Annotated in this window: 12 protein-coding genes and 1 pseudogene; 12 read left to right on the forward strand and 1 reads right to left on the reverse strand. The window is 61.8% G+C overall.

Annotated elements, in window-relative coordinates; genetic code table 11:
- From ACILSI_RS11850 to ACILSI_RS11885, 8 genes and pseudogenes are all read left to right on the forward strand, one after another.
- A pseudogene (locus ACILSI_RS11850) lies at nucleotides 1-335 on the forward strand (hypothetical protein); the annotation flags it as partial.
- Between the two features lie 299 nt (nucleotides 336-634).
- On the forward strand, nucleotides 635-3,517 hold the full coding sequence (locus ACILSI_RS11855) for a chemotaxis protein CheB (RefSeq protein WP_395722146.1): 2,883 nt from the start codon (nucleotides 635-637) through the stop codon (nucleotides 3,515-3,517).
- Complete coding sequence (locus ACILSI_RS11860) at nucleotides 3,514-4,671, forward strand: PAS domain-containing protein (RefSeq protein WP_395722092.1); 1,158 nt, start codon at nucleotides 3,514-3,516, stop codon at nucleotides 4,669-4,671. The genes ACILSI_RS11855 and ACILSI_RS11860 overlap by 4 nt, the downstream gene beginning before the upstream one ends.
- A gap of 2 nt (nucleotides 4,672-4,673) precedes the next feature.
- Entirely contained in the window at nucleotides 4,674-5,120 is a 447-nt protein-coding gene (locus ACILSI_RS11865; protein WP_395722093.1) for a response regulator, read from the forward strand.
- Complete coding sequence (locus ACILSI_RS11870) at nucleotides 5,117-7,687, forward strand: PAS domain S-box protein (protein WP_395722094.1); 2,571 nt, start codon at nucleotides 5,117-5,119, stop codon at nucleotides 7,685-7,687. The genes ACILSI_RS11865 and ACILSI_RS11870 overlap by 4 nt, the downstream gene beginning before the upstream one ends.
- On the forward strand, nucleotides 7,680-8,351 hold the full coding sequence (locus ACILSI_RS11875; RefSeq protein WP_395722095.1) for a response regulator: 672 nt from the start codon (nucleotides 7,680-7,682) through the stop codon (nucleotides 8,349-8,351). Before ACILSI_RS11870 ends, ACILSI_RS11875 begins: the two co-directional genes overlap by 8 nt.
- A 492-nt stretch (nucleotides 8,352-8,843) precedes the next feature.
- The gene (locus tag ACILSI_RS11880) at nucleotides 8,844-9,536 is read left to right on the forward strand and encodes an SRPBCC family protein (protein WP_395722096.1); all 693 of its coding nucleotides are present in this window, start codon (nucleotides 8,844-8,846) and stop codon (nucleotides 9,534-9,536) included.
- Nucleotides 9,537-9,560: 24 nt separating this feature from the next.
- Complete coding sequence (locus ACILSI_RS11885; RefSeq protein ID WP_395722097.1) at nucleotides 9,561-9,929, forward strand: hypothetical protein; 369 nt, start codon at nucleotides 9,561-9,563, stop codon at nucleotides 9,927-9,929.
- A gap of 21 nt (nucleotides 9,930-9,950) precedes the next feature.
- On the opposite strand, the gene ACILSI_RS11890 is transcribed toward ACILSI_RS11885, so the two are convergent.
- Nucleotides 9,951-10,520 (reverse strand): DUF6642 family protein, encoded by a 570-nt coding sequence (locus tag ACILSI_RS11890; protein WP_395722098.1) that lies wholly within the window; start codon nucleotides 10,518-10,520, stop codon nucleotides 9,951-9,953.
- Between the two features lie 151 nt (nucleotides 10,521-10,671).
- Between ACILSI_RS11890 and ACILSI_RS11895 the strand changes: the two genes are divergently transcribed.
- The 4 genes from ACILSI_RS11895 (at nucleotide 10,672) to groL (ending at nucleotide 13,931) form a co-directional block, all read left to right on the forward strand.
- Nucleotides 10,672-11,259 carry a hypothetical protein gene (locus ACILSI_RS11895; protein WP_395722099.1) on the forward strand — a complete coding sequence of 196 codons (588 nt, stop codon included), beginning with the start codon at nucleotides 10,672-10,674 and terminating at the stop codon, nucleotides 11,257-11,259.
- Between the two features lie 28 nt (nucleotides 11,260-11,287).
- Complete coding sequence (locus ACILSI_RS11900) at nucleotides 11,288-11,587, forward strand: DUF2934 domain-containing protein (protein ID WP_395722100.1); 300 nt, start codon at nucleotides 11,288-11,290, stop codon at nucleotides 11,585-11,587.
- 109 nt (nucleotides 11,588-11,696) lie between these two features.
- Nucleotides 11,697-12,149 (forward strand): Hsp20/alpha crystallin family protein, encoded by a 453-nt coding sequence (locus ACILSI_RS11905; protein ID WP_395722101.1) that lies wholly within the window; start codon nucleotides 11,697-11,699, stop codon nucleotides 12,147-12,149.
- A 156-nt stretch (nucleotides 12,150-12,305) separates the two neighbouring features.
- Nucleotides 12,306-13,931 (forward strand): chaperonin GroEL, encoded by a 1,626-nt coding sequence (gene groL / locus ACILSI_RS11910; RefSeq protein ID WP_395722102.1) that lies wholly within the window; start codon nucleotides 12,306-12,308, stop codon nucleotides 13,929-13,931.
- The last annotated feature ends 3 nt before the right edge of the window (nucleotides 13,932-13,934 follow it).

The following is a 13,934-nucleotide window of genomic DNA, read 5'->3' on the forward strand; positions in this document are numbered from 1 at the left end:
GGTGGCTGCGGGAAGTTCTCCGGCGACTATCCAGAGTTCCTGCTGGCGTTGCTTGGTTTGGCGTTGCTCAAACATGCAGGGTTGTTCTCATCACCCAGGAGGAGAGGTTTTTCAACAGGCTGCTAAGCCCGCGCATCCCCAACTACAACCTGGAGCGCTGCCACAAGGCCGACCCGATGTTTCACGAGGTCAGGCCGATTACGCTCTTCTCCAGCTTGAAGTCTCTTCCACTTCGCCTTTGGGATGAAAAGCTCGGCCGGCTGGTCGGCTACCGCCACATGCGAAAGGTGCGAAAAGAGCAGGCGGCGACGGCACCTGACGGCAAGCACTCCTGAGCGTGCTGTCTCAGAGAAAACTCGCACGCTGTCTCAGCCGTTGGCTGACATGCAAAGTGCCCCTCCCGTGTTGTGAGGAGCTGGCGCGTGGTTAGCATGGCGGCGTGAGTTTGAGTTTTAAATGTGCATCTCCATGGCATGAAATGATTCCACGCTATTCATTGGCTTTTGCAAAAGCACCCCTTTCTCGTAGCGATTCATGGAGATCATGAAAAAAAGCCCCCCCCCAGCCCAAGCGGTCCAAACCGGCTGCTGTCAAAGCCCGACATGGGCGGAAGGAATCATTTCCCGTCGTCGGCATCGGCGCCTCGGCGGGCGGGCTGGAGGCGGTGACGCAACTGCTCAAGCATCTGCCGCCTGACACAGGCATGGGTTTCGTGCTGGTGCAGCACCTGGACCCCACGCATGAGAGCGCGCTGACCGCCCTGCTGTCACGCACGACCGCGATGACGGTCAGCGAAGCACGGGATGGATCGGTGGTGAGGCCGGACCAGGTGTATGTGATCCCGCCGAACAAGAAGATGGGGATCGAGCAGGGCACGCTGCGGCTGCTCCCGCGCGGGAATGGCGGGGATCTGCACGCGCCAGTGGATTATTTCTTCAGCACGCTGGCGGCTGACCAGGGCGGGCAGGCCGTCGGGATCGTGCTTTCCGGCACGGGCTCGGACGGGACGCTGGGGCTGGAGGAGATCAAGGCGGCGGGCGGCATCACCTTTGTGCAGAATGAGGACTCGGCCAAATATGCGGGCATGCCGTCGAGCGCAGGCGCTAGCGGCTGTGCGGATTACATTCTGCCACCGGACGAGATGGCCGCGGAATTGGTCAGGGTCGGTCATCATCCGCATCTTCTCCCGGAGCAGAGGGTGGAGAAAAGCGGCCTGCTGCCGATCGACGGTGACGAATTCAAACAAATCTGCACGCTGCTGCGCACGCACAGCGGGGTGGATTTTTCCCACTACAAACCCGCCACGCTGCGGCGGCGCATCAGCCGCCGCATGGTGCTGCAGAAGCTCGACACACTGAAGGAATACGCGGCCTGCCTGCGCGGCAATCCGACGGAGGTGGAGGCGCTGTTTCAGGACATCCTCATCTGTGTCACCGGCTTCTTCCGCGATGCGAAGATGTTCGACCTGCTCAAGAAGAAGATCTTTCCCAAGATCCTCAAGAGCCGGCAGGACGACGCCCCCATCCGGCTCTGGGTGGCAGGCTGCTCCACGGGCGAGGAGGCTTACTCGCTGGTCATCACGCTGGTGGAGTTTTTGGAAAAGGCGGGCGTGCGCTGCCCGGTCCAGTTGTTTGGCACGGACATCAATGAGAGTGTCATCAGCCGCGCACGCACCGGTCTTTATCCTGAGCGCATCAAAGACGAGGTTTCGCCCGAGCGGCTGCGGAAATTCTTCACCAAAGCGGACGGAGGCTACCGCATCAACAAAGCCATCCGCGACCAGTGCATGTTTGCACGGCAGAATGTGATCGAGGACCCGCCCTTCTCGCATGTGGACCTCATCACCTGCCGGAACGTGCTCATCTACTTCGATGCCGCGCTGCAAAAAAAGGTGATGCCGGTCTTCCACTACGCCCTCAAACCGCACGGTTACCTGGTGCTGGGCACGGCGGAGTCCATCGGTGGATTTGCCGACCTGTTCGCCGTCGCCGACGCCAAGTTCCGCATCTACGAAAAGAAATTCTCCCACACGCGTCACAGCCGCGTGCTCGCCCGCTTCACCGCCGTCCATGCGAAAGGCGGCGGCCTGCCGCAGGGGAACGTCCGCATGGCGGTGGAGCCCATGCTCGGGGAAATCCGCAAGCAGGCGGACGCCGTCGTGCTCAGCCAGTTCGCGCCCGCGGGCGTGGTGGTGAATGCCAGCATGGAGATCCTGCAATTTCGCGGACGCACCGGCCCCTTCTTGGAAAACACTCCAGGAGAGGCCAGCCTGAACCTGCTCAAGATGGCGCGACAGGGCCTCGCCGTGGAGCTGCGCCCGCTTGTCGCCAAAGCCGGCAAGCAGAGGCGGCACGCTGAAAAGAACGGCATTCAGATCCGTCACGACGGCCGCATGCTCACGGTGAACGTGCGCGTGATCCCGCTGCTGATGCCGAACTTCAACGAGCTGTTCTTCCTCGTGCTCTTCGAGGAGACCGCCGCCGTCAACCTGCCCGCCTCCAGGCAGAGCCAGACCTCGCGCACCACCGCCGCCCAGCGCGAGCTGGAGCAACTGCGCGACGAGCTGGACGCCACCAAGCTCTCGCTGCAAAACATCATCGAGGAGCAGGACGCCGCCAACGAGGAGCTGCGTGCCGCCAACGAGGAGATCCTCTCCAGCAACGAGGAGCTGCAAAGCACCAACGAGGAGATGGAGACGGCCACCGAGGAACTGCAATCCACCAATGAAGAACTCATCACGCTCAATGACGAGCTGCAGAACCGGAACGTCGAGCTGCAGGAGCTGACCGATGACATGGGTAACCTCTTCAGCAGCGTGGACATCCCCATCCTCATGCTCAGCAACGACCTCCGCATCCGCCGCTACACGCCACGGGCCGTGAAGGTGCTGAACCTGATCGCCGCCGACATCGGCCGCCCGATTTCGGACTTCAAAATCAAGCTCAACCTCCCGAATCTTCAGGAGCTGATCACCGAGGTGATCGAAACCCTCAACGTCAAGGAGCTGGACGTGCAGGACCTCGACGGCCGCTGGTATGCGCTGCGCATCCGCCCCTACAAGACGGCGGACAGCCGCATCAACGGCGTCGTGCTCACCTTGCAGGACATCGACGCCGTGAAGCGCACCCTCGCAGAAGCGGAAGCCGCGCGCGGCTTTGCCGAAGCCATTGTGGCCACCGTGCGCGAGCCGCTGCTCATTCTGAGCGCTGACCTGCGGGTGAAGAGCGCGAACCAGAGCTACTACAGCTTGTTCCGCACCACGCCGGCCAGCTGCCAGGGCAGGTTCATCTACGATGTGATCGATCGCGCCTGGGACCTTCCGCCACTGCGGGAGCTGCTGGAAAAAATCCTGCCCAAGAAATCCACCTTCCAGGATTTTCGCATCGAGCACGACTTCCCCGGCATCGGCCGGAAGACGCTGCTGCTCAATGCGCGGCGTCTCGCGCCTGAGGCCGGCCAACCGCCGCTCATCCTGCTGGCGCTGGAGGATGTGACTGCCAGACCGGAGCAACCATGAAACGTGCCGCCAGCAAGACCGCCAAGCCGCGTGCGTCCGCCAAAAAACGGGCGGCCCCGGCGGGCGTGAAAAGCGCTGTCGGCCTGATGGATCAAATGCAGGAGCAGCAAAACCTGCTGGAACTGCAAAACGCGCAGCTCTGCGAGGCCCGTGTCGAGCTGGAGCAGACCCAGCATCGCTACTTCGATCTCTATGACCAAGCCCCGGTGGGCTACCTCACCCTGGATGCCAGGGGCTGCATCCGCGAGATCAACCAGACCGCCAGCCAGATGCTCGGCTGGTCAACGGCGCACATGCTGGGCCTGCCCCTCCTGCCGCACCTTGCCGCGCCGGATCGCAAGGCCTGGTTGAAGCACCTGTGGGAGAGCCGTTTAAGCCCCGGCCAAGTCATCACCATGCTGCGGCTGCAGCCCAGGGATGGCGCTGAGCGGAAGGTGCAGTTCGCCACCCGCCGCCAGCACGCGGCCGGGCGGCAGGCCACCTGGTTCCAGACGGCGATGCTCGACATCACGGAGAAGAGTGATGCCGAGACGGCGCTCAGCGCCAGCGAGGCCAAGTTCCGCATGCTGGCGGAAAGCATCGGCGAGGTGTTCTGGTTCATGGAGCTCGATCCGCCGCGCGTGACCTATGTCAGCCCTGCCTTCGAGAAGATCTGGGGGGTCCCGGCCGCTGACGTCTATGCCGACAACGAAGCATGGATGAAGGCGATTCATCCTGATGATCTGGAGGCTGTCCACACTGCATTTCATCGCTGGATCAGCGATGAGTCGGACACCTTCCGCGTGGAGTATCGGGTGCTTAACCGTGAGGGGCAGATTCGCTGGATCACGGATCGCGGCAGTGTCCTCGGGCGCAAGGATGGCCGCCCCCACCAGATCAGCGGCATCGCCAGGGACATCACGGACCGCAAATGCGCGGAGGAGGAGCTGCGTCTTCGCAACACCGAACTGAGCGCCAAGTATGACGAACTGGAGCGCTTCAACCGCGCCATGGTGGACCGTGAGCTGCGCATGATCGAATTGAAGAAGGAAATCAACGATCTCCTCGCCCAAGCCGGCCAGCCCCCGCGTTATCGCGTGGAGTTTGCGGCTTCAGCAGTTGCTTCCATGAAATCAAACCCCTCGCTGACCGCAGACACCCCCACCAAGCCATGAATATGACGCAAGAAGTCGTGATCATCATCGCGGACGACGACCTGGGCCATGCACGGCTCATTGAAAAAAGTCTCAAGCGCGCCGGGCTGCACAATACCATCCAGCGCTGTGAGAACGGCCAGGAGGTGCTGGACTTCCTCTTCCGCCGCGGTCCCGGCCCGCATCGCCTGGTCAACAAGGCGTATCTTCTCATGCTGGACATCCGCATGCCGAAGGTGGACGGCGTGGAGACGTTGCGGCAGATCAAAGAAGACGCCACCCTGCGCAAGCTGCCGGTGATCATGCTCACCACCACGGATGACCCGCGTGAGATCGAGCGCTGCCATCTGCTGGGCTGCAACAGCTACATCGTCAAACCGGTGGACTATGACAAGTTCGCCGAGGCCATCGCCCAGCTCGGCATGTTCGTCTCTCTTGTGAAAGTTCCCGAGATCAACGGCAAGCCATGACCGCCCCTCACACGCCAGCGACCATCCTTGTGGTGGATGATGATCCGGGAGTTGCCCGGCTCATCGCGTGTGAACTGCACCGGGACGGTCATCACGCCGTCACCACCCGTTCCGGCGAGGAGGCCAGCGCCTGGATGCAGGATCACAAGGCCGACTTGGTGCTGCTGGACCTGAAGCTGCCGGGCCTGCGGGGAAATGAGCTGATCGACCGCTTGGACGGCTTTCACGACCACCTGCCGTTCATCATCATCACCGGCCAGGGGGACGAGCGCGTGGCGGTGGAGATGATGAAGCGCGGGGCGCTCGATTATCTGGTCAAGGACGTGAACTTCATCACGATGGTGCCGACGGTGGTGCGGCGCGCGCTGGCACGGATCGAAGAGCAGGCCCGGCTCACCGCCGCCGAGGAGGCGCTGGCCCGCTCCCACGCGGAACTCGAGCGCCGCGTGAACGAGCGCACGGTGGAACTCACCCAGGCCAATGAGGCGCTGCGCGAGTCCCACATGGCGGCGCTCAACCTGATGGAAGACGCCATCGCTGCCCGGCAGAAGGCGGAACAGGCCCAGGCGGCACTGCGGGAGAGCGAGGCACGGTTCCGTGGCTTCTTTGAGAACGTCGGCGTCGGAACGGTCGAACTGGGGGTCGATGGGCGCTTCACCCGGGTCAATGACCGCTTCTGCGCCATCACCGGCTACAGCCGTGAGGAACTCCTGGGCGGCATGTCGCCCGTCAGTCTCGCGCATCCGGAGGATGTGGTGATCAGCCGGGAGAGGGTGGCCAGCATACTGCAAGGTGAGGCCCCCTCCTACGAGTCGGAGCGGCGCTGCGTCCGCAAGGATGGCTGTGTGATCTGGGTGAGCGCCACGGCCACCACCAGCTACCATGAAAACGGTACGGTTCGCAGCATCGTGGGCATCGCGGAGGACATCACCGACCGCAAACAAACCGAGCAGGCCCTGCTAGCGAGCGAGGAGAGACTGCGCCTGTTCATCAAACACACGCCGGCCCCCGTGGTGATGTTTGACCGGGAGATGCGCTACCTCGTGGTCAGCGACCGCTGGGCGAAGGATTTCCGCCTCGATGCGGGCGATCTCACCGGCAGATCGCACTATGAGGTCTTCCCGGAGCTCCCTGAGCGCTGGAGGCAGATTCACCAGCGCTGTCTCGCCGGTGCGACCGAGAGCTGCGAGCGCGACCAGTTTCTCCGCGCCGATGGCACCCTCGACTGGGTGAAGTGGGAAATCCGACCCTGGTATGATGCGAAGGGCGAGATCGGCGGCATCATCATCTTCGCCGAGGTCATCAACGACCGGGTGCGGATCGAGGATGAGATTCTCGCGGCGCGCCGGTTTGCCGAGTCCACGCTGGAAGCCGTGCCCGCAAGCCTGGCGGTGCTTGATTCCGACGGCAAAATTCTCAGCACCAACCAGGCATGGACGCGCTTCACCGAGATCAATGGCGCGCTCGGCAACACCTGCGGAGTCGGTGCCAACTATCTTGATGTGTGTGATGCCGCCGCGGGTGACGGTGTCGAAGAGTCAGCACGTTTCGCCGAGGGCATTCGTGAGGTGATGAGCGGGGCGCTGCCGCGCTTCAGCATGGAATACGCCTGCCATTCGCCCGAGCTGCAGCGCTGGTTCGTCGGCTACGTCACGCCCTTCACCGGCAACGGCCCGCGTTCCGTCGTCGTCGCGCATGTGGACGTCAGCGAGCGCAAACGGGCCGAGCAGGTGATCCGACGGCTGAATGATGAGCTGGAGAGGCGTGTGGAGGAGCGCACCAGGGAGGTACAACTGGCCAATGCCCGGCTGCGCCAGGAGGTGGTCATGCGCCGCAGGCTGGAAGAAGAGATCCTGCACATCAGCGAGCACGAGAAGCAGCGCATCGGCCAGGATTTGCATGATGATCTGGGCCAGCAGCTTGCGGGCATCTGGCTGCTGAGCGACCTGCTGAAAACGAGCCTGATCAAGCAGAAGTCGTCCGAGGCGGAAAGCGCCGAAAAGATCACCAGCCTGCTCAAAAATGCCCTGGGGCTGACGCGCTCGCTCGCGCGCGGGCTGCATCCCGTGGCGATGCAGTCGGGCGGACTCATCGCCGCACTGGAAGAGCTGGCCACGCGCACGAGTGACATGTTCCGGATCAACTGTCGCTGCAAATGCCCGCCCGCGATCGAAACGGACAACACCACGGCCACGCATCTCTACCGCATCGCGCAGGAAGCGGTGACCAACGCCGTCAAGCATGGGCTGGCGAAGGAGATCGACATTGAACTCTCCGCCAACCCTCACCACACCGTGCTTTCCGTGAAGGACCAGGGCAAGGGCAAGGGCAAGGGCAAGGGCAAGGGCAAGGGCAAGGGCAAGGGCAAGGGCAAGGGCAAGGGCAAGGGCATCGCCGAGCCGGACCCCAAGCAGCGTGGGATGGGCCTGCGCATCATGAATTACCGCGCTGACATCATTGGCGGCATGCTTGACATCCAACGCAATCAATCCGGCATCGGCACCACCGTTATCTGCACCATTCCAACTCCGCCATCGCAACCCTCAACCCATCCAACCCATGGCTAAAAAAGCATCCGGCCATCCGGCCAAAAAAGTATTCATCGTCGATGATCATCCCGTGTTCCGCGACGGGCTCGTGCGCATCGCATCAGCCGTCCCCGGCCTCGTCGTCTGCGGCGAGGCGGACAACGCCCGCGACGCCTTTGATGCGATTTCAAAGCTGCATCCCGATCTCGTGCTGATGGACATCAACCTGCCCGGCAAGAGCGGGCTGGAACTGCTGCAGGACGTGCACGCCATGCAGCCGACACTGCCCGTGCTGGTGATCTCCATGCATGACGAGCAGCTTTATGCCGAGCGGGTGCTGCGTGCCGGCGGGCGTGGTTACATCATGAAGCAGGAAGGCCCGGACAAGATGCGGGATGCCATCACCAAGGTGTTAAACGGGCAGGTGTATGCCAGCGAACGCACGGCGGCGGCCATCCTCGACGCGCTCTCCCGCCCGCGCTCCTCAGAGAGCACCTCGACGGTGGGGAAACTCACGGACCGCGAACTCGAAGTGCTGCGCCTCACCGGCCAGGGCAAGGACAACCGTGCGATCGCGCAGGAACTGCACATCAGCCTCAAGACGGTGGACACGCATCGCGGTCACATCAAAGAGAAGCTCGGGCTGAAGAACGGCACGGAACTAATCCACTACGCCGTGCGCTGGGTCGGGGAGCAGGTGTGAAGTGTTTCGGTTGAGGTGGCAGCCGGCACCATGCGGATCTGCCAAGACTGTCTCAGCCATTTCCTGACATCTATCGGGATCGTCTGCGCATTGCCCGTGCTTCTGAGGCTTCTAGCATCGGGCGCATGAAAACAAACGAACCACAGCCGGGGGAAGGGGAGCCATGAGCGGTTCCCGTCTCCGGCAGCAGCTCATGGGGGAAGCCGCCGGGTCCTGCCCTGTCAAACACCACGCCCGCATGACGACGGCCCGGGCCAACTGTTATCCATTCCGTGCGTATAACCTGGGCGACTATGCCCGGCGCCTGGACTCGCTCTTCAACGGCCGTTGGCTGAAGGGTCTCGTCAATGACGGGAACGCACCTGCGGATCCGGTGGGTCAGTCCGCCGAAAGTCTTTCGGAGATCCAAGGCGCGGAGCAGGGCATGGACCCCTTGCCCCCGAACCCAACATCCCGGCCCCCATGCTGCCTGCACTGACACTGCCAGCCTCCATGAAAACGAAACGACACCACCCGCTGCGCAAGCGCAGGCATCACCTTCTCAAGCGCCGGCATGTGCCGGCACATCGCAGCAAGACCAGGATGCTGCTGAGAAGGGTTCCGTCTCCGATCAAACGGCAGGCGGAAGCCTCTGAGATGGCGCCTCCGCCGCCCATCAAGCACGAGGGGCCGGCCGCCCATCTCAACGGGGCGAATCTCGTCCGCAGCACGGTCAGCGACGAAGATGGATCTTATCTGATCATGTCCATCGAGGTGCCGGTGCCTTTCACTGTGGCCTACGATGCCTGGACCAGGTTTGATGAGGTGCCGCATTTCATGCGGGGCACGCATCTGCCTGAGCTTGGTGATGGCAGCCGCATGACCTGGCGCGTTCAAACCTTGTTCGATCAATTTGCGTGGCAGGCGCAGGTCTGTGACCAGGTTCCCTTTGAGTTCATCACCTGGAAGAGCGTTCAGGGAACACCCCATCCTGGTTTCGGCTCGGTGAGGTTTGAGCCCATCAGCCACCAGCAGAGCTGGATCATGGTGCAGGTGGGTTTCGACATGAGCGGCGTGTACCGCTGGCTTGGCGATCCAATGCCATCGCTCAGCCAGTCGCTGGAGCAAAGCTTGAGGCGTTTTCATGACACCCTGGTCGTCCAAACGCTGGACGAGGTGGCAAGTTCTCCCGGTTCGCCCTGCTGAGTCGTGTTCGTTTCCTCCCCACAGATGAAGCAGGCCCCTCAGGCGTTTGCCAACCACACCGCCACTCTTGATGAAGACCGGCCCCCGCCGTACCGAAACTTCCTGATCATCGTCCCGGAGCCGACAGGAGGTGATGCGGACGCGGTCCGGCCAGATGAACGAGTGACGGCGCTGGCGCAGCAGTTCAACCACGATGGCTATGCCTATGTGGCGCGTTCCAACCAAAAGGAAATGGAGGATGACCCGTCTGGCGTCCGCTATCTGCCGCTTGGCGAAACTCTGCCATCGTTTGGCGTCATGACCGCCGTGATCGTGATTCGTGACCCTGCCTGGGCAGCACGTGCCGCCGCCACTTATCCTGAGGCAGAGATCTTTCTGCTGAGGCTGCCCTGAGGCGCATTGCGGCGCGACTGCTCAGGTCATGGGGAAGGCGGTCATGCCAGTGGTGGCGATGAGGTCGGGATAGCGCTTTTGCAGGTGTTTCCAGAGCGCGTTGAGATCACGGTAGTCCTGCAGCCAGCGCAGCAGCAGCAGGTCCATCACCGCGCCCTCCGTCCAGTCCAGTTGTTGGGTGAAGCCCGTCACCAGCGCGACCTGGGTTTCGGCGACGAAACGCGCCAGCCGTTTTGGGTCGGTCTGCACGGTGTTGCAACTGGCAAAGTGAACCACCCAGCCGGCGAATTTCCGGCCCATCATCGTGGACAAGCTTTCGAGTGAGATGGTCACATGCTCCGCGAGTTCGATCTTTCCAGGGTCACCGTGGAAGGCCAGCATGAGAATGCCATAAGTGCGCTTCCTGCCGAGGAGACTGAGGTTGTAGCGAAGCTCCGCCTTGGTGTTGCAAGTGAGATAGACGTATTTGACGTCGGTGACGCGCACCGTTAATTCCAGGATGGGCAGCACGCTCAGACGGCTCTCCAAGTCCTCGTTCCACAGGGACTCGAGGCAGGCGATGTTTTTGAGGTAGCGCGGAACGCGTGGCATGATGGCAGCCGGTAACAACCGGGAGGTGAAGGCAGTCTATCACACAGATGATTCCCTGCCGATGTTCTTAGACAATGTCAGCCGTTTACTGAGAAACGCAGGGGGGCTCTGCCCATTGTCAGTTTTTGCGTGTCTCGGCATCATCGCCGTCATGCAACACACCGCGACTTTACCCACGCTGAGCAGGCATACCATCAAGGCATCCAAGCCCGCCTTGTCTATCGTCGCCATCCATGACGATTTCATCGCAGGCATCCGCGCACAGGAGGCCTTGGAATGGCTGAAGTTCTCCCTGGGTTCTGAGCTGCGGGTCTGCCCGATCACATGGAGCTTTGAGCACCTGAAAAGGCTGGATTTACGCTCCATGTCCATCCGTGCGGCCGCGGCGGCGGATGTGATCATCGTCTCCGCCTCGGACGTGAAACCGCTGCCGGATCACATCAAGCATTGGCTGAACTCAAGTCTGGGGGAGCAGGGGGAGATACGCCCGATCCTGGTCGCCCTGCATGGTGAGAAAATGGAGTTTGAAAGCACCCCTGGGCCGCTCTGCTCCCATCTGAAGCGGGTGGCGGAATCCTGGCAGACTGAGTTCATGTGCAATGAGGACTTTGACCGGCGTCTGGACCTCGATTTTGCCTTGCAGCTCATCCGCCACAAAACCCCGGACACGTGCCATCGGGAGGAGCCCTTCGGGCGGGAGTTCTATTCCGCTCCACGCTACTGGGGCATCAACGGCTGATTTCTCCTCACCCAAACACCAAACTCCCATGAACTCCATACCCCCTCATCGAACTGAACATCGCTTCGAAGAAACCAGCATGCTGGCTTATCACCTCTGGCAGCAGGCGAACTGCCCTCCAGGCGAGGATCTCAAATTCTGGCTGCAAGCCGAGGAACAGCTTTTTGGCAAACGTGGCCAGCAACCTGTCGCCAATACCAAATCTGCCGGCGCAGCCAAAGCGGCTGGTGCTGCCAAAGCCGTGGTCAAGCGTGCCAGCGCGCCCACGGGCAATGGCTCGGCCAAAAGCCAGCCGGCGAACACCAAAAAAACAGCACGGGCGCGGTGAACTCAGTCCCCGCCATTTCATTCCTGCATTTCCGGTGCCGTTGCCAAGGCGGGCAGCTTTCACCGGCCCAAATCAAAATCCGCCACCAAACCATAAAAAAACAAACATCATGAGTGCATTAACAACCTGGAATCCCATCCGCGAACTTGGCAACTTCGAGAACCGTCTTGAACGTCTCTTCGGCCTGACTTGGCCGTCGAGGAACGGCGAGAAGGAAGCCATGACCGTCGCCCAGTGGACCCCGCTGGTGGACATCAGCGAGGACGCCAACGAGTACCTCGTCAAAGCCGAGCTGCCGGAACTGAAGAAGGAAGATGTGAAAGTCAGCGTGGAGAACGGGGAGCTCACCATCTCCGGCGAGCGCAAAAGCGAGAAGGAAGAGAAAGGAAAGAAGTTCCATCGCATCGAACGCTCGTATGGCAGTTTCCTCCGCAGTTTCACTCTGCCTGAAGCGGTCAGCGGTGAGAAAGTCTCGGCCGAGTTCAAGGATGGCATGCTGACCGTGCATCTGCCCAAGGATGAAAAGGCCAAGCTGAAGACCATCGAGGTCAAGGTGCAGTAAGCTGCGAGACCAATTAATGATGGGGCCATGGGGCGGAGGCGGCCGGGTTCGAGGTCGCCTGCTGATTTCCCTCCGTGAATTCCATGCCCCATCATTTCCCCATCCGTCTTCGTGCCGGCTCAACGCCCGGACACACCATTAACAAAAGTCTGACCCATGGCACATAAACAAGTGATGTTTCGAGCCGCCGCCCGCGAGAAAATTCTGCGTGGTGCGGAGGCTCTGGCAGATGCCGTGCGCGTCACGCTCGGACCTAAATCCAAGAGCGTGCTCATCGAGCGCAAGTGGGGCAAACCGCTCGTCTGCAACGATGGTGTGACCATTGCCAAGGAGTTCGACTTGAAGGATCCCGAGGAAAATCTCGGCGCGCAGATGATCCGCCAGGCCGCCGAGCGCACCGGCGAAGCCGTGGGTGACGGCACCAGCACCTCGACCGTGCTGGCTCATGCCATCTTTGCAGAAGGCGTGCGCAATGTCACCGCCGGAGCTTCGGCGGTGGATCTCAAGCGCGGACTGGACCGTGGACTGAGGGTGGCGGTCGAAGCGTTGCGTGCTTTGTCGCGTCCGGTCGAAAGCAAAAAAGAAAAGGCCCAGGTGGCGACGATCTCAGCCCACAATGATCCGGCCATGGGAGAACTCGTTGCCGATGCGATGGAGAAGGTCGGCCCCGAGGGGGCGATCACCGTGGAGGAGGCGAAGACCACCGAGACCTCGGTCGAGGTGGTCGAGGGCATGCAGTTTGACCACGGGTACATCTCGCCCTACTTCGTCACCAACCCGGAAAAAATGGAGGCCGTGCTCGATGAGCCGTTCATTCTGCTCACCGAACGCAAGATCACTCACATGCAGGATCTGCTGCCGCTGCTGGAGCAGATCGCCAAGAGCGGGCGTTCGCTGCTGCTGGTGGTGGAGGATTTGGAAGGCGAGGCGCTGGCCACGCTGGTGGTCAACCGGCTGCGCGGCGTGCTGGCCTGCGTGGCGGTGAAGGCCCCGGGCTTTGGAGACCGCCGCAAAGCGATGCTGCAGGACATGTCCATCCTCACCGGAGGCAAGGTGGTCTCCGAGGAGTTGGGCATGACACTGGAAAAAGTCACGCTGCACGATCTTGGCCGTGCGAAACGCGTCGTTGTCACCAAGGACACCACCACCATCGTCGGCGGCGAAGGGAGCAAAGCCTCGATCAAGGGACGCTGCAATGAACTGCGCTCGCAGATCAAAGACACGACCTCCGACTACGACCGCGAGAAACTGGAGGAACGCCTGGCCAAGCTCAGCGGCGGCGTCGCGGTGGTGCGTGTCGGTGCGCCGTCGGAGTCCGAGATGAAGGCGCGCAAGGATGCCTTTGATGATGCTATCAGCTCAACGAAGGCCGCCATCGCCGAGGGCATCGTGCCGGGCGGCGGGCTCGCGCTGCTGCGCACCATCGACGCCGTGGAGCGCGAAGCCGCCGCTGCCGAAGGTGATGAACGCACCGGCCTGCTCATTCTCAAGCGCGCCCTTGAGGCCCCGGCGCGGCAGATCGCCGAAAACTCCGCCGCAGACGATGGGGTGGTGGTCAGCAAGATGCGCGAGGGCACGGGCAACCAGGGCTTTGACGCCGCACATAATGTTTATGTCGATCTCATTGAGGCTGGCATCATCGATCCCACCAAGGTCGTGCGCATCGCCTTGGAGAACGCCGTCTCCGTGGCCAGCGTGCTGCTTCTCACCGAGGCAACCATGACCGAGGTGCCGGAACCGAAAGAAACTCATGGGGCGGCCATGGAACCCGGCATGGAGTAGCAT

Origin of the sequence: Prosthecobacter sp. (assembly GCF_044232965.1) — a bacterium.
Taxonomy (GTDB): Bacteria; Verrucomicrobiota; Verrucomicrobiia; order Verrucomicrobiales; family Verrucomicrobiaceae; genus Prosthecobacter.